Source organism: Burkholderia sp. AcTa6-5, assembly GCF_017815075.1.
GTDB lineage: Bacteria > Pseudomonadota > Gammaproteobacteria > Burkholderiales > Burkholderiaceae > Burkholderia > Burkholderia sola.
Window position 1 is genome coordinate 234,642 of the sequence record NZ_JAGIQE010000006.1, and the last position, 14,776, is coordinate 249,417.

14 protein-coding genes and 1 pseudogene are annotated in these 14,776 nt (G+C 67.3%); 4 read left to right on the forward strand and 11 right to left on the reverse strand.

Annotated elements, in window-relative coordinates; all coding sequences use genetic code 11:
- Positions 1-32: 32 nt before the first annotated feature.
- The 3 genes from pcnB to hda are packed head-to-tail and all read right to left on the reverse strand — an operon-like array spanning position 33 to position 3,006.
- Positions 33-1,577, reverse strand: a complete 1,545-nt coding sequence (gene pcnB / locus J8I33_RS11140; protein WP_209925789.1) for a polynucleotide adenylyltransferase PcnB — start codon at positions 1,575-1,577, stop codon at positions 33-35.
- 5 nt (positions 1,578-1,582) lie between these two features.
- The gene (locus tag J8I33_RS11145) at positions 1,583-2,260 is read right to left on the reverse strand and encodes an HAD family hydrolase (protein ID WP_050011760.1); all 678 of its coding nucleotides are present in this window, start codon (positions 2,258-2,260) and stop codon (positions 1,583-1,585) included.
- Positions 2,261-2,271: 11 nt separating this feature from the next.
- Positions 2,272-3,006, reverse strand: coding sequence for a DnaA regulatory inactivator Hda (gene hda, locus J8I33_RS11150; protein ID WP_034200992.1), 735 nt, complete (start codon positions 3,004-3,006; stop codon positions 2,272-2,274).
- A 253-nt stretch (positions 3,007-3,259) separates the two neighbouring features.
- Between hda and purM the strand changes: the two genes are divergently transcribed.
- On the forward strand, positions 3,260-4,315 hold the full coding sequence (gene purM / locus J8I33_RS11155) for a phosphoribosylformylglycinamidine cyclo-ligase (RefSeq protein WP_050011759.1): 1,056 nt from the start codon (positions 3,260-3,262) through the stop codon (positions 4,313-4,315).
- Between the two features lie 94 nt (positions 4,316-4,409).
- Here purM and tet read toward each other — a convergent pair whose 3' ends face one another.
- Positions 4,410-5,609, reverse strand: a complete 1,200-nt coding sequence (gene tet, locus J8I33_RS11160) for a Tet(A)/Tet(B)/Tet(C) family tetracycline efflux MFS transporter (RefSeq protein ID WP_209925829.1) — start codon at positions 5,607-5,609, stop codon at positions 4,410-4,412.
- Between the two features lie 56 nt (positions 5,610-5,665).
- On the opposite strand from tet, the gene tetR reads away from it, so the two are divergent.
- Complete coding sequence (gene tetR / locus J8I33_RS11165; protein ID WP_050011757.1) at positions 5,666-6,298, forward strand: tetracycline resistance transcriptional repressor TetR; 633 nt, start codon at positions 5,666-5,668, stop codon at positions 6,296-6,298.
- A 4-nt stretch (positions 6,299-6,302) separates the two neighbouring features.
- Here the strand turns inward: tetR and miaA are convergent, their stop codons facing one another.
- Together miaA and mutL are read right to left on the reverse strand one after the other, a co-directional pair.
- Positions 6,303-7,277, reverse strand: a complete 975-nt coding sequence (gene miaA, locus J8I33_RS11170; RefSeq protein WP_209935577.1) for a tRNA (adenosine(37)-N6)-dimethylallyltransferase MiaA — start codon at positions 7,275-7,277, stop codon at positions 6,303-6,305.
- Positions 7,274-9,286, reverse strand: a complete 2,013-nt coding sequence (gene mutL, locus J8I33_RS11175; RefSeq protein ID WP_209935584.1) for a DNA mismatch repair endonuclease MutL — start codon at positions 9,284-9,286, stop codon at positions 7,274-7,276. The genes miaA and mutL overlap by 4 nt, the downstream gene beginning before the upstream one ends.
- A gap of 183 nt (positions 9,287-9,469) precedes the next feature.
- Between mutL and J8I33_RS11180 the strand changes: the two genes are divergently transcribed.
- Positions 9,470-10,153 (forward strand): DedA family protein, encoded by a 684-nt coding sequence (locus J8I33_RS11180; protein WP_209935587.1) that lies wholly within the window; start codon positions 9,470-9,472, stop codon positions 10,151-10,153.
- Positions 10,154-10,240: 87 nt separating this feature from the next.
- Here J8I33_RS11180 and J8I33_RS11185 read toward each other — a convergent pair whose 3' ends face one another.
- The 5 genes and pseudogenes from J8I33_RS11185 to J8I33_RS11205 form a co-directional block, all read right to left on the reverse strand.
- A complete protein-coding gene (locus tag J8I33_RS11185; protein WP_050011753.1) occupies positions 10,241-11,053 on the reverse strand; it encodes a mechanosensitive ion channel family protein in 813 nt (270 codons plus the stop codon).
- A 188-nt stretch (positions 11,054-11,241) separates the two neighbouring features.
- Positions 11,242-11,403: pseudogene (locus J8I33_RS11190) on the reverse strand (mannose-1-phosphate guanylyltransferase/mannose-6-phosphate isomerase); the annotation flags it as partial.
- 85 nt (positions 11,404-11,488) lie between these two features.
- On the reverse strand, positions 11,489-12,052 hold the full coding sequence (gene cysC / locus J8I33_RS11195) for an adenylyl-sulfate kinase (RefSeq protein WP_124555713.1): 564 nt from the start codon (positions 12,050-12,052) through the stop codon (positions 11,489-11,491).
- A 573-nt stretch (positions 12,053-12,625) separates the two neighbouring features.
- Positions 12,626-13,459, reverse strand: coding sequence for a class II glutamine amidotransferase (locus J8I33_RS11200; RefSeq protein ID WP_050011751.1), 834 nt, complete (start codon positions 13,457-13,459; stop codon positions 12,626-12,628).
- 201 nt (positions 13,460-13,660) lie between these two features.
- Positions 13,661-13,990, reverse strand: a complete 330-nt coding sequence (locus J8I33_RS11205) for a carboxymuconolactone decarboxylase family protein (RefSeq protein WP_027788276.1) — start codon at positions 13,988-13,990, stop codon at positions 13,661-13,663.
- Between the two features lie 271 nt (positions 13,991-14,261).
- Here J8I33_RS11205 and yiaA point away from each other — a divergent pair, with 271 nt between their 5' ends.
- The gene (yiaA, locus tag J8I33_RS11210; RefSeq protein WP_209935592.1) at positions 14,262-14,705 is read left to right on the forward strand and encodes an inner membrane protein YiaA; all 444 of its coding nucleotides are present in this window, start codon (positions 14,262-14,264) and stop codon (positions 14,703-14,705) included.
- Positions 14,706-14,776 lie beyond the last annotated feature (71 nt).

A 14,776-nucleotide genomic window follows, 5' to 3' on the forward strand; every position in this document is an offset into this window, starting at 1 on the left:
ATCACTTCCTACGTCGTTCGCCGGCGCGCGCGTCAGTCGTCGGAACCGCTCGCGGTATCTGGCGCCTGCTCGGCGGCACCTTCGCCCTGCTGGCGGTTTCGCGCACCGCCGCGGCGGCGCCGCTTGCGGGGCGATTTTTCCTTCGAGCCGCCCTGCGTGAGCAATGCCTCGCGAGCGGCCGCGTCGCCTTCGATGAAATCCGTCCACCACTGTCCGACTTCCGTCTCGAGCTCGCCGGATTCGCAGCGTAACAGGAGGAAATCATACCCCGCTCTAAACCTTTGGTGTTCCAGCAGCCGCATCGCGCTGCGGCCCGAGCGTTTCTCCAGGCGCAGCTGCAGGCCCCAGATCTCGCGCATGTCGGCCGAGTAGCGCTTGTGGATCGCAAGTTTCTCGGTCTGCATGTCGAGCACGTCGTCCATCGCGCGATGGAGCGCCGGCACCGGGATTTCGCCCGCCGCCGTGTATTGCTCGAAGCGCTGGCGCATGTCGTGCCACAGCAGCGTCGCGAACAGGAAGCCCGGCGACACCGGTTTGCCGGCGCGCACGCGCGCGTCGGTGTTGTTCAGCGCGAGCGTGATGAACTTCTCGCCCTGCGGCTGTTCGAGCACGACGTCGAGCAGCGGCAGCAGCCCGTGGTGCAGCCCTTCCTTGCGCAGCCGCTGCAGGCACGCGAGCGCGTGGCCCGACAGCAGCAGCTTCAGCATTTCGTCGAACAGGCGCGCGGCGGGCACGTTGTTGATCAGGTCGGCGAGCGCGTGGATCGGCGCGCGCGTATGCGGCTCGATCTCGAAATCGAGCTTCGCCGCGAAGCGCACGACGCGCAGCATCCGCACCGGATCCTCGCGAAAGCGCGTGGCCGGATCGCCGATCATCCGCAACAGGCGGGCGCGCACGTCGGCCATCCCGTCGTGATAGTCGAGCACCGTCTGCGTCGACGGGTCGTAGTACATCGCGTTGATCGTGAAGTCGCGGCGCGCGGCGTCCTCGTGCTGCTCGCCCCACACGTTGTCGCGCAGCACGCGGCCGCTCGCATCGACCGCGTGCGTGCGGCGATCGAGCTCGTCGCGCTTCAGGCGCCGCGGCGGCTCGGCCGTGGCCGCGGCCGCCTCGGGCGGTGCGTCGACCAGCGCGCGGAACGTCGAGACCTCGATCAGTTCCTGGCCGAACTGCACGTGGACGATCTGGAAGCGGCGGCCGATCAGGCGCGCGCGGCGGAACAGGCGCTGCACCTCGGTCGGCGTCGCGTCGGTCGCGACGTCGAAGTCTTTCGGCGCGATGCCGAGCAGCAGGTCGCGCACCGCGCCGCCGACGATGAACGCGCGGAAACCCGCCTGCTGCAGCGTGTCGGTCACGCGCACCGCGTTCTTCGAGATCAGCGCCGGGTTGATACCGTGCACGCTGGCCGGCACGACGGTCGGCTCATGGTTGCTGCGCGGTTTCTTCGCGCCGCCGCCGCGGGCGCCCTTCGGCGCGCGCGGGGCAGCAGGGGCCGCTTCGTCGGCCGGGGCCGCCGCGGGGGACGTTTGCTCGGTTTCGTCCTGGCCGAGCAGCTTTCGAATGAATTTTTTGATCACGACGTTCAGAAGAGATCGAGGATACGCCAGCCGCGGGTGCTTGCATGCGCACGCAGCGTGTCGTCAGGGTTGGTCGCGATCGGGTCGGTGACTTTCTCGAGCAGCGGGATGTCGTTGTGCGAGTCGCTGTAGAAGTAGCTGTGTTCGAAGTCGTCCCAGTGCTTGCCGAGCGACGCGAGCCATGCTTCGGTGCGCACGATCTTGCCTTCGCGATAGCTCGGCGTGCCGGTCGGTCGGCCCGTGTACGGCGAATCGGGATGCCCGTCGGTCGTTTCGACCTCGCACGCGATCAGCGTGTCGACGCCGAACGCGGTCGCGATCGGGCGCGTGATGAATGCGTTGGTCGCGGTCACGACGCAGCACAGGTCGCCCGCATCGAGGTGCTTGCGTACCAGTTCGAGCGCGGCGGGCGTCATCGCGGGGCGGATCACCTCGTGCATGTACTGCTCGTGCCATTCGGCGAGTTGCGCGCGCGAATACTTCGCGAGCGGCGTGAGCATCGCGCACAGGTACGCATGGATGTCGAGCTGGCCGGCCTTGTAGTCGGCGAAGAACTGGTCGTTCTGACGCGAGAAGCTTTCCGCGTCGACGATGCCGAGCTTCACCATGAAGCGACCCCATTCGTGGTCGCTATCGGTCGGGATCAGCGTGTGATCGAGGTCAAAGAGTGCCAGATTAGTCATGGAAGCGCATTTTACTCGAAGCGGTTCGGGCCCGTGCCCGGTGGTGTGATGTCGTCGCCGGGACGCGCGAGCATCCGGCGCAGCAGCGGCAGCGTGACCGCGCGTTTCTGCTCGAGCGAGAAGCGGTCGAGCGCGTCGAGCAACGCCATCAGGCTCGGCATGTCGCGGCGGAAATGGGTCAGCAGGTACGCGGCGATGTCGTCGGTGAGCGCGATCCCGCGTTCCTTCGCGGCGAGCTTGAGCACCGCGATCTTGCCTGCGTCGGACGGCGGCGACAGATGGAACACGAGCCCCCACCCGAGGCGCGTGCGCAGATCCTCGCGCACGTCGAGCGCGAGCGGCGCCGCCGGGCCCGCCGCGACGAACGCGCTCGACGGATGCGCGCGCACTTCGTTGAACAGGTTGAACAGCGCGACCTGCTGCGTGTCGCTCATCCGGTCGCAGTCGTCGATCGCGTAGATGCCGATGCGCGGGTCGAACGTGAACGCGCCGAGCGGGCTCTGCGGCGTCAGGTAGCGCGCATAGCCGTACGACGCGTCGCTCACGAGCGCCTGCAGCAGATGGGTGCGGCCGCTGCCGGGCTCGCCCCAGATATAGAACGACCGGTCCGGCACAGGGCCGGCCGCGAGCGCGAGATCGAGCTTCTGCAGGCGCGAGACGAGCTCGTCGTTCTCCTCGTTCATGATGAAGTTGTCGAACGTGGCGGGCGGCGGCGTGCCGAGATCGAGCGTCAGTTGACGGGACACAGCAGTCACAATGCGGATCGGTTGAAAAAACGCGTGCCGTACGCCGGGCACGCGCGGGGGAAGGCGCCTCGGCTGGCTTCACGCGCGACCGTACGCACGGCGGCGCGGCGCGGGTTTCGGCGCGCTTCGCCCGGCGATGAAAACGGGGACGTGTCGACCAAGATGCAATCCCTGACGATTCGGTGCTGGGAATTCCGGCCAATGGGCCGGCTTCGGGTAAAATCGCATTTTACCGACCTTCTCGCATTCCCCCATGAATCCTCCGAAATCCGCTCCCGACGCTCAAGGTCTGTCCTATCGCGACGCAGGTGTCGACATCGACGCAGGCGACGCGCTCATCGACAAGATCAAGCCTTTTGCGAAGAAAACCCTGCGCGACGGCGTGCTCGGCGGCATCGGCGGGTTCGGCGCGCTGTTCGAAGTGCCGAAGAAGTACCAGGAGCCCGTGCTCGTGTCGGGCACCGACGGCGTCGGCACCAAGCTCAAGCTGGCCTTTCATCTGAACAAACACGACACCGTCGGCCAGGATCTCGTCGCGATGAGCGTGAACGACATCCTCGTGCAGGGCGCCGAGCCGCTGTTCTTCCTCGACTACTTCGCATGCGGCAAGCTCGACGTCGATACGGCCGCCACTGTCGTCAAGGGCATCGCGCACGGCTGTGAACTGTCGGGCTGCGCGCTGATCGGCGGTGAAACGGCCGAAATGCCGGGCATGTACCCGGACGGCGAATACGACCTGGCCGGCTTCGCGGTCGGCGCGGTCGAGAAGAGCAAGATCATCGACGGCAGCACGATCGCCGAAGGCGACGTGGTGCTGGGCCTCGCATCGAGCGGCATCCACTCGAACGGCTTCTCGCTCGTGCGCAAGATCATCGAGCGCGCGAATCCGGACCTGTCGGCCGATTTCCACGGCCGCTCGCTGGCCGATACGCTGATGGCGCCGACGCGCATCTACGTGAAGCCGCTGCTCGCGCTGATGCAGAAGCTGTCGGTGAAGGGCATGGCGCACATCACCGGTGGCGGCCTCGTCGAGAACATCCCGCGCGTGCTGCGCGAAGGCCTCACCGCCGAGCTCGACCAGAACGCATGGCCGTTGCCGCCGCTGTTCAAGTGGCTGCAGGAGCACGGCGGCGTCGCCGACGCGGAAATGCACCGCGTATTCAACTGCGGGATCGGGATGGCCGTGATCGTCTCGGCGGCCGATGCCGACGCAGCGATCGCCGACCTGACCGCCGCCGGCGAACAGGTGTGGAAGATCGGCACCGTGCGGGCGACCCGCGAAGGCGAGGCGCAGACGGTCGTGGTCTGACGCACCGCAGGCAGATGCAGTAGGAAAAGCCGCCCGGAGTCGATCCGGGCGGTTTTTTTCGGGCGCCGCGTGGCGGTCGGACGCGCGTCGACGCTTACGCGGACGCTCGCGGCGCGCTCGCCGGCCGCGCGCCGGCCAGCAACGGCGGCACGAACAGGTACAGCAGCGCGGCCGCGGCCCACACGAGGCCCGGCCACGTCGCACGCGTCGCCGCGTAGGTCGCGGTGACGACCAGCGGCCCCGCGACGCCGATCAGGCTCGCCACGCTCGCCAGTGTGCCCTGCAGTTCGCCCTGGCGTGCATCGTCGACCTGCCGCGCGAGCATCGCCTGCAACGCCGGCAGCGTCATGCCGCCGGCCGCGAACAGCGGCAGCAGCGCGAACGGCACCCATGTGGCGGTCGCGAACGCGATGACGGCCAGCCCGAGCGCATCGCCTGCAAGACCCAACGCGAGCGCGCGCCGCTCGCCGAGCCGCGCGATCAGTGGCCCGATCGCGAATGCCTGAGCGAGCGCGTGGCACGCGCCGTAACCGGCGAGCGACAGCCCCGCGACCGGCGTCGACCAGCCGAAATGTTCCTGGCCGTACAGGATCCACAGCGTCGCGGGCGCCTGCGACACCAGCGCGACGATCACGTAGATACCGACCAGCGGCGCGAGCGCGGGCGCACCGCTCAGCCGTCGCAGGCTCGCGAACGGATTGAGCGCGCTGGCCGTCCGGCCTTCGCGGGCCGAACGCGGCCGCGATTCCGGCAGTACGCGCCATACGAGCACGAGATTCAGCGCATTGAGCAACGCGGCCGCGACGAACGGCGCACGCAGGTGCAGCGCGCCGAGCAGCCCGCCGATCAGCGGGCCGGCGATGAAGCCGATGCCCATCATCGCGCCGAGCTGGCCGAAGCGCCGTGCGCGGTCGGGCTCGGCCGCAACGTCGGTCACGTACGCGGTCGCGACCGCGACGTTCGCGCCGCTGATGCCCGCGATCAGCCGGCCGACGTACAGCCACGCGAGTGTCGGCGCGAGCGCCATCAGCAGATAGTCGAGCGCGGCGCCCGCGAGCGATGCGAGCAGCACCGGGCGGCGGCCGAAACGGTCGCTCAGCGTGCCGAGCAGCGGCGCACACAGGAACTGCGCGAACGCGTACAGCGCGAGCAGGATGCCGTAGTGGGTGTCGGTGCTGCCCGCGGCGGCGAGCGAACGCAGCAGCCCGGGCAGGATCGGCATCACGATCCCGACGCCGATCGCGTCGAGTAGGACCGTGGCCAGGATGGCAATAAGGGACGGATTCAAGGGTATCACTCTATCGATGATAGAGTGCGAAGTATTCCACAGTTTCCCTATCGGTGATAGAGATGAAGGACACAGGCGCGCGGCTGACGCGCGACACGGTATTGCGCGCGGCGCTCGATTTGCTGAATGAGGTGGGGATCGACGGGCTGTCGACGCGGCGGCTCGCCGAACGGCTCGGCGTGCAGTCGCCGACGCTGTACTGGCATTTCAGGAACAAGGCCGAGCTGCTCGACGCGATGGCCGAGGCGATCATGCTCGAGCGTCACGGCGCGTCGCTGCCGCGGCCGGGCGACGTGTGGGATGCGTGGCTCGCGGAGAATGCGCGCAGTTTCCGCCGCGCGCTGCTGGCCTACCGCGACGGCGCGCGCCTGCACGCCGGCACGCGGCCGCGCGCGCTGCATTTCAGCTCGATCGAACGCAAGGTCGCGCTGCTGGGCGACGCGGGGTTCGCGCCGGACGAGGCGGTCGACGTGATGGTCGCGATCGGCCGCTTCGTGGTCGGATGGGTGCTGGAAGAGCAGGCGGGGCCGGGGGCAGGTGCCGATGCGCCGCTGCCGGATGCGGCCGAGTATCCGTTGTTCGCGAAAGGCTGGGCCGCGCTGCGCGAGCGCAGCGACGACGAAGCGTTCGAGCGCGGCATCGCGTGGATCGTCGACGGCGCCCGCGCGCGCCTGGCGGCGCGTCAGGCCGGCTGAGTGGTCAGCCCGGCGTGCGACCGTCCAGGACGCGTTCAAGCGCGTCGAGCGCGCGGGCCGTCGAATCCGGCGCGATGCAATCGACGACGATCCGCTCCGGCATCGCGCGCAGCCACGTGATCTGGCGCTTGCAAAGCTGACGTGTCGCGAAGATGCCCTTGTCGCGCATCGTCCGGTAGTCGGTGTCGCCGTCGAGGAATTCCCATGCTTGCCGGTAGCCGACGCAACGCATCGACGGCAGGTCGGGATGGAGATCGTCGCGGCGGCGCAGCCGTTCGACTTCGTCGATGAAGCCCGCGTCGAGCATCGCGTCGAAGCGCTGCGCGATCCGCGCGTGCAGTACCGCGCGGTCCGACGGCTCGAGCGCGACCGGCACGAAGCGGTATGCGGCGGCCGCATCGTCCGTGCGGCGCGGCGCGGCGAGCAGCGCCGACATCGGCTGCCCGCTCAACATGAAGATTTCGAGCGCACGCTGGATCCGCTGCGAATCGTTCGGCGCAAGCCGCGCGGCCGTGTCGGGATCGACCTGCGCGAGCCGCGCGTGCAGCGCGGGCCAGCCATCGCGCGCGGCGTCGGCGTCGAGTGCCGCGCGGACCTCCGGATCGGCGCCCGGCAGGTCGTTGAGCCCTTGCGTCAGCGCCTTGTAGTACAGCATCGTGCCGCCCGCGAGCAACGGCGTGCGGCCGCGCGCGACGATCTCGCCGATCAGGCGCAGCGTGTCCGCGCGGAATTCCGCAGCCGAATACGCGTCGGCCGGGCCGATGATGTCGATCAGGTGATGCGGCACGCGCGCGCGCTCGTCGCGCGACGGTTTCGCGGTACCGATATCCATGTCGCGGTAGACGAGCGCCGAATCGACGCTGACGATCTCGATCGGGCGGCGCGCGGCGAGCGCCAGCGCCGCGGCGGTCTTCCCCGAAGCGGTGGGGCCGAGCAGGCAGGCGATCGTCGTCGGACGGGAGGGCGAAGCAGCGCTCATTGCCCGCGCATGAAGAGACGGTCGAGATCGTTCAGCGTGAGCTGATACCAGGTCGGCCGGCCGTGATTGCACTGGTCCGCGCGCTCGGTCGCCTCCATCTGGCGCAGCAGCGCGTTCATTTCGTCGAGCGTCAGGCGCCGGTTCGCGCGCACCGCGTGATGGCACGCGAGCGTGCCGAGCAGTTCGTGCTGGCGCTCGGTGAGCACGCGCGAGCCGCCGAACGCGTGCAGGTCGGCGAGCACCGCGCGCGCCAGCGACTGCAGGTCGGCGTCCTTCAGCAGCGCCGGCACCGCGCGGATCGCGAGCGTCGTCGGCGACAGCACCGCGAGGTCGAAGCCGAGCGATTCGAGCGTGTCGCGTTCTTCCTCGACCGTGCCGATCTCGACCGGCGTGGCCGTCATCGAGATCGGCAGCAGCAGCGACTGCACGGCGACCGTGCGGTCGGCGAGCGCGTTCTTGAACTGCTCGTACAGGATCCGCTCGTGCGCCGCGTGCATGTCGACGATCACGAGGCCGTATGCGTTCTGTGCCAGCACGTAGATCCCGTGGATCTGGCCGAGCGCGAAGCCGAGCGGCTGGTCGTCGTGCGCGCCGGCCGCGAGCGGCGACGTGGCGAAGCCCGGCAGCGGCGCGACCGGTGTGTCGGCCGGATCGGCCGCATCGCGGGCGATGAGCGTCGTGCCGTCCGGCGTGCCCGCGCCGCTGTCCTTGCGGCCGAACAGCGCGTCGTAGAGCGCGAGCGGCTGCGCGACGGGCAGCGTGCCTTGCGTCATCCGCGCCTGACGCATCCACGTGTTGCCGGACGACGATGACGATGACGACGACGAGAAGCCGCTGCCGCCGATTCCGCCGCTGCCGCCTGTCGCGTGGCCCGGGCTTTGGCCGAGCGGCGTGTCGAGGAACGACGACGGCCCGCGCGGCGCGGGTTCGAGATGCGCGGCATGGCCGCCCGCCGTGGTTTCCGGCGACGCGCCCGCATGGCGCGCGAGCGCCCGCTGGACCGCATGGAACACGTACTGGTGGATCGAGCGCGAATCGCGGAACCGCACTTCGATCTTCGACGGATGCACGTTCACGTCGACGGCTTCGGGCGGCAGGTCGAGGAACAGCACGTACGACGGATAGCGGTCGCCGTGCAGCACGTCCTCGTAGGCCGCACGCACCGCGTGCGTCAGCAGCTTGTCGCGCACGAAGCGGCCGTTCACGAAGAAATACTGCTGGTCGGCGCGCCCGCGGCTCGCGGTCGGCAAGCCGGCGCAGCCGTACACGGCGAGCGGGCCGGCCTGCTCGTCGAGCGGCAGGTGCGCGGTCGCGAAGCTGTCGCCGAGGATCTTCGCGACGCGCTGCGCGGGCTCGGTCGCATTCCAGTGCTCGACGGCCTTGCCGTTGTGCAGCACCGAGATCGCGACGTCCGGCCGCGCGAGCGCCGCGCGGCGGATCATTTCCAGGCAGTGGCCGAATTCGGTCTGCTCGCTCTTCAGGAACTTGCGTCGCGCGGGCGTGTTGAAGTACAGCTCGCGCACCTCGATCGTCGTGCCGATCGAGCCGGCGGCGGGCGACAGCACGCCCGTCTGCGCGTCGATCTTCATCGCGTGCGCGGCATCGGCCGTCCGGCTCGTGATCGACATCTCGGCGACCGACGCGATCGACGCGAGCGCTTCGCCACGAAAACCGAGCGTCGCGACCGCCTCGAGCTCCTCGAGCGAGCGGATCTTGCTGGTCGCGTGGCGCATCAGCGCGAGCGCCAGTTCGTCCGGCGGAATCCCGCAGCCGTCGTCGGTGATCGAGATGCGCTTGACGCCGCCTTCTTCCAGCACGATGCGCAGCGTCGTTGCGCCGGCATCCATTGCGTTCTCGAGCAGTTCCTTGACGACCGACGCCGGGCGTTCGACGACCTCGCCGGCGGCGATCTGGCTGATCAGCTGGTCGGGCAGGGGCTGGATCGCGCGCAGCGGGCGCGCGGCGGGGGCGGGCGCGGCGCCCGCGGCCGTTTCGGTGATATCGGACATGGCCGAATTATAGCGAGGCCGCGAACGCATGCCGGGGCGGCCGGCCGTTACGTTTTTTCACGGAGCCTTAAGGTAGTTTCGGTATCATCACCCCGTTGCACGCGCCGCCTTGGCTGGCGGCCGCCTCGGCCATGTCTGGCCTGTTCCGGCCGTTCCGGCCCCATCGCCTTCGAGGAATCGCATTTGGATACGCTGCTTCATTTCGTCAACCTTGTCCTGCATATCGACGCTTTCCTCGGCGATTTCATCCGGCAGTACGGTGCGTGGGTCTATCTCGTGCTGTTTCTGATCGTGTTCTGCGAGACGGGCCTCGTCGTGTTCCCGTTCCTGCCCGGCGATTCGCTGCTGTTCATCGGCGGCGCGTTCGCGGCGACGGGCGAAATGAACGTCGGCGCGCTGATCGTGCTGCTGCTCGTCGCGGCGATTACCGGCAACACCGTGAACTACCTGATCGGCCGCTGGGTCGGCCCGAAGGTGTTCAATACGCATATCCCGGTGCTCGAGCGCTTCCTCGATCGCGCCGCGCTGCAGAAGACCCACTCGTTCTACGACAAGCACGGCGGCAAGACGATCGTGCTCGCGCGCTTCATTCCGGTCGTGCGCACGTTCGCGCCGTTCGTCGCGGGGGCGTCGTCGATGAGCGTCGCGCGCTTCCAGTTGTTCAACGTGATCGGCGCGCTGGTGTGGGTGCTGCTGCTCGTGCTGCTCGGTTATTTCTTCGGCAACATCCCGTTCGTCCGCCAGTACCTGAACGTGATCGTGCTGGTCGGGATCGGCGCGGCAATCGTGCCGGTCGCGCTCGGCGCGGTATGGAAGCTCGTGCGCGGGCGACGCTCGGACGGGACGCCGAAGGCGGGCGGGCGCTGACGCGGCGCGCTTCGGCGCAATGAAAAAGCGTGGCAGTTTACGGCTGCCACGCTTTTTTTCGTCCGTGCGGTTCGGCCGCTGCTTTCGTCACGCGTTGCGTTGCGAGACCGGCGTTTCGGGCGTCGGATAGCCGGCTTCGCGGAACGTGTCGAGAATCACGCGGTGGGTGTCGCAGTACACCTGCCAGTAGTTCTCCGGCTGAGTCGACGGGCGCACGAACAGCAGCGGGCCTTCCGGCGTGAACTGCAGCACGCCGACGTCCGGCGCCGGTACCTTCAGCACGTTCGGAACCAGCTGGATCTGCGTCTTCAGGCGGTTGATCGCATCGGCCGCGTCGACGCTGTGCGCGATCTTCGCGGTCAGGTCGACGCGGCGGTGCGGCGTCGCGCTGTAGTTCGCGATGTTGTCCGAGAAGATCTTGTTGTTGCCGACGATCGTCACGATGTTGTCGGCGGTGATGATCGTCGTGCCGAACAGGCCGAGCTCCTTCACGGTGCCCGTGACGCCGCCCGCGCTGATCACGTCGCCGATCTTGAACGGGCGCAGCACCTGCATGAACACGCCGGCGGCGAAATGCGCGAGCAGGCCGCCCCAGGCGGTGCCGATCGCGAGACCGAGGCCGGCGAGCAGCGCGGCGAACGAGGTCGTCTGTACGCCGAAGATCTGCAGGATCGCGAGGATCAGCAGGATCGTCAGCAGCACGCCGACGACGGAGGTCAGGTAGTCGGTGAGCGTCGGGTCGACCTTGCCGCTGCGGCGAACGACCTTGCCGAGCAGGCGGGTACCGATGCGGATCGCCCAGCGGCCGACGAACCACAACACGATCGCGGCGAGGAGGTTGAGGCCGAAGTCGAGGCCGCGGGTCATCAGGAATTGCTGGGCAGTGGCGAGATCGATCACGCGTTCTCCGAAGTCGAGGGTAAAAGGGCGGCGCATGCGCCGGAATGGGAGGCGCTTTTATAACCTGACCTGTGAAGCGCGGGCAACCGGGCTGACATTGGTTGACGTAATGAAAAGCGGGCAGGACGTGGGTGCGTGCCGCCCGTTCGAGGTCCGGCCTGTCGTGGCGCGCGCCGGTGTAGCGTCGCTCACCGCGCTGCGCGCCCGTAGGTGTCCTCGAAGCGGACGATGTCGTCTTCGCCGAGATATGCGCCCGACTGGACTTCGATCGGTTCGAGCGGAATCGTGCTGGGGTTCGTCAGCGGGTGGGTCGCGCCGAGCGGGATGTAGGTCGACTGGTTTTCGGTCAGGTCGCGCCGCGGTGGCCGACGATGGCGCGATGTTCGCGGCGATGGAGGTTCACGACGGGCAGCGGACGACGGTCGACGACGTGCATCAGCCGTTCAACGGCAATTTCTGCATGATCGCGTGCACGCATTCCCGCGGACCTGCTTCGCCCGTGCGGACATGCACGTCGGGCGATACCGGTTTTTCATAGGTCGATTCGATGCCGGTGAACTGCCGAAGCGTCCCTTGCCTTGCCCGCGCATAGAGCCCTTTGGGGTCGCGCGCTTCCGCCACATCCAGCGCAACGTCGACGAAGACTTCGAAAAACATGCCCTGCGGGAAGCGGGCGCGCGCTTTGGCGCGTGCGTCCCGAAACGGCGAGATCAGCGCAACGATGACGACGAGCCCGGCAGCCACCATCAGGCGCGCGACCTCGGCCGTCCGACGAATGTTCTCATGGCGGTCTGCGTCGCTGAATCCGAGATCCTGGTTCAATCCTTCGCGAAGCTGGTCGCCGTCCAGCAGAAAAGTCCGAAGGCCGCGCGCATCGAGCTGTTCCTTCAGAAGATTCGACAGCGTCGATTTACCGGCACCGGACACCCCGGTGAGCCATACCACGAACGCATGGTCCTGCTTCATGCTGGAAAGCACGGATTGATTGCCCGTCGACATGACAGGGCGGGAATTGGGGCGATCTTGCGTCATCTCGGATTCGATGTGCCGGTAACGGCGTCGTACATTATTGATGCGAATTCATTCGTCGCCGAATTGTAACGGCGCCTTTAAAAATTGGTAAGTTGAATATTTTGATCGGGAATAAGCGCTTGCCTTCAAGCGGCGCGATGGTGTGCGCACCGCGTCCGTCCGGTAATGATTGCCGGCCCGTTGTAATGATTCGAAATAATGTGCGTGGTCGACAGGGTTCTCGCCCGCATGTCGATTTATCGACCTGGATTCGGGGGTCGACATGAAGTCACAAGGGTATTAATTTTTTATTCGGCGAAATATCGCAATAGCCAGCACGGGCTGCTTTGTGATGCGTCTCTGTCACTTATTATCGAATTGGGGAATTATCCGAGGGCATGTTTTCCGACCTTATTTTGCCGGGCGACGATTGGCATCCCTTCCGATTGCGTCGGCAGGACCGAGCGCCGGCCCCGTTGAAAGCCGGATCGCCGCGATTGCCCTGTCGCGCTGAAGTATCGGCTACCTGAATACGCTGGATTTCGTCAGGACTGCGGCACGTCATTTGTGCCGCGGCCCGAACGGCCGCTGCTGCACATCGGCGCCGTGCGCGACGATCGCCATGCCCTCCGGCACTTCCTCCCACGCGCCGCGCAGGTCGACGAGCGGCTCCGACACGACCATGAACGCATCGTCGCCGGCTTCCGCGATGCGCGGGTTATGCGGATACAGCGCGTGCAGGTGCTTGAACGACGTGCTGTGGAAGAGCGAGCGCGATTGCCGTTCGCTCGAATAGCGCGCCGCGACGATCCGTTCGCCGTCGGTCGCGCAGATCGTCATGTTGAGCGGATCGGCGACGCGATGCCGCGCGGCGGTTTCCTCCACCACGCCGACCATCCGTTCGAGCGCCGGCAGCGGCGCCTGCTCGAGACCGTACGTCAGCGCGAGGCGGAACATCAGTTCGGAGTCGGTCGAGCCTTCGAGCGTCGGGAACAGCGCGGGATCGACCTTCATCGTCAGGTCGCGGCGCAGCTTGTGGAAGTCGCGGATCAGCCCGTTGTGCGCGAACAGCCAGCGGCCGTGGCGGAACGGATGGCAGTTGGTTTCCTGCACGGGCGTGTCGGTCGCCGCGCGAATGTGCGCGATGAACATCGGCGAGCGGATCGCACGCGCGGCCTCGCGCAGGTTGCGGTCGTTCCAGGCGGGATGCACGGAGCGATAGCGGAACGGAAGTTCGTCGGGATGCCCGTACCAGCCGATGCCGAAGCCGTCGCCGTTGGTGGTCGTCGCGCCCAGCTCCGAATGCAGGCTCTGGTCGATCAGCGAATGCTTCGCGCGGAACAGCACGGTTTCCAGATGGATCGGATTACCCGTATAAGCGAGCCAGCGGCACATGGAGCGCTCCTTCACGATGTATCGTTCGCGCATGGTAGCCGACTCCGCGACGCTTACGCGTCCACGCGAGTCGCCACATTCGTCACACATGGCAGGCCCGTACGCGCGATGCGCAATCGCCCCGCCGGCGGCCGGGCCCCACGCAGCGCAACGCAACAATGAATGGGGTGCGGCACGACGATCGTGCCGCACCGCGCCGGCTCAGTCGCCGAGCGCGTCCATCACGCGCGCCGAATAGACGAGCGCCGCGCCCGCATTCAATGCGATCGCGACACCGAGCGCTTCCGCCACTTCCTCCTTGGTCGCGCCATGCTTGGCCGCTTCGGCCGTATGCACGGCGATACAGCCGTCGCAGCGCGTCGTGACGGCCACCGCGAGCGCGATCAGCTCGCGCGTTTTCGCGTCGAGATGGCCCGTCTTGGCGCCGGCGCCGGCCAGCGCCTGATAGCCGGCCAGCGTATCGGGCGACAGCTTGGCGATGTCGCCGATACGCGTCGAGAGTTCCTTCCGGTATTCGTTCCAGTTCAGCATGATGCGTCCTTGTCGAGAAGAGTGAGGAGGGCGGCGGGCGCCGCGATCTCGGGCGATGCAACGCTATTCTGATCGCTGTCGAGGAGAGTGTGGATACGTCAGGGTGTCGATTTTCAGCGCAATCGTCTCATGGATGCATTGCATCAACCGCGGCTCGCGCTTGCGGCGAATGCGCGGCGGGGCCGTCGTGACGCGCGCCAAAGCTGCTACCATGCGCAAAACGCAGGTCAATGACAACGATTTCGAACAACAAGAAAGAGAGGGCAACGCAATGAACCAGACCACCATCCAGCAGCCGTCGTTCGCGTTCGTGGCCGCATCGTGGGCCGCGCTGATCGCCGGTTTCGCGGCCTTCCTGATCGGGCTCTGGAACGCCGGCATGCAGCTCAACGAGAAGGGTTACTACTTCACCGTGCTGGTGTTCGGCCTCTATGCGGCGATCTCGCTGCAGAAGAGCGTGCGCGACCGCGCCGAAGGCATTCCCGTCACCGGCATCTACTGCGGCCTCAGCTGGATCGCGCTGCTGCTGTCGATCGCGCTCCTGATCGTCGGTCTTTTCAACGCGACGCTGCAATTGAGCGAAAAGGGCTTTTACGCGATGTCGTTCGTGCTCGCGCTGTTCGGCTCGGTGGCCGTGCAGAAGAACACGCGCGACTTGCAGAACGCGAAGCCACGCTATACCGACGCCGATTCCGCGCCGTCGATCCAGGAGTGACGGCACGCGCAGCGGGCGCCCGCCGAGGCCGCCCGCTGCGCGACGATGTCCGCGCCGCCCGCATTCGCCGG

Bases quoted from the DNA above. Each gene is read 5' to 3' on its own strand.
- J8I33_RS11205 (WP_027788276.1), bottom strand. From the start codon at position 13,990: ATGCTGAACTGGAACGAATACCGGAAGGAACTCTCGACGCGTATCGGC.
- cysC (WP_124555713.1), bottom strand. From the start codon at position 12,052: ATGTCGACGGGCAATCAATCCGTGCTTTCCAGCATGAAGCAGGACCAT.
- J8I33_RS11200 (WP_050011751.1), bottom strand. From the start codon at position 13,459: ATGTGCCGCTGGCTCGCTTATACGGGTAATCCGATCCATCTGGAAACC.
- J8I33_RS11145 (WP_050011760.1), bottom strand. From the start codon at position 2,260: ATGACTAATCTGGCACTCTTTGACCTCGATCACACGCTGATCCCGACC.
- miaA (WP_209935577.1), bottom strand. From the start codon at position 7,277: ATGAGCGCTGCTTCGCCCTCCCGTCCGACGACGATCGCCTGCCTGCTC.
- mutL (WP_209935584.1), bottom strand. From the start codon at position 9,286: ATGTCCGATATCACCGAAACGGCCGCGGGCGCCGCGCCCGCCCCCGCC.
- tetR (WP_050011757.1), top strand. From the start codon at position 5,666: ATGAAGGACACAGGCGCGCGGCTGACGCGCGACACGGTATTGCGCGCG.
- purM (WP_050011759.1), top strand. From the start codon at position 3,260: ATGAATCCTCCGAAATCCGCTCCCGACGCTCAAGGTCTGTCCTATCGC.
- yiaA (WP_209935592.1), top strand. From the start codon at position 14,262: ATGAACCAGACCACCATCCAGCAGCCGTCGTTCGCGTTCGTGGCCGCA.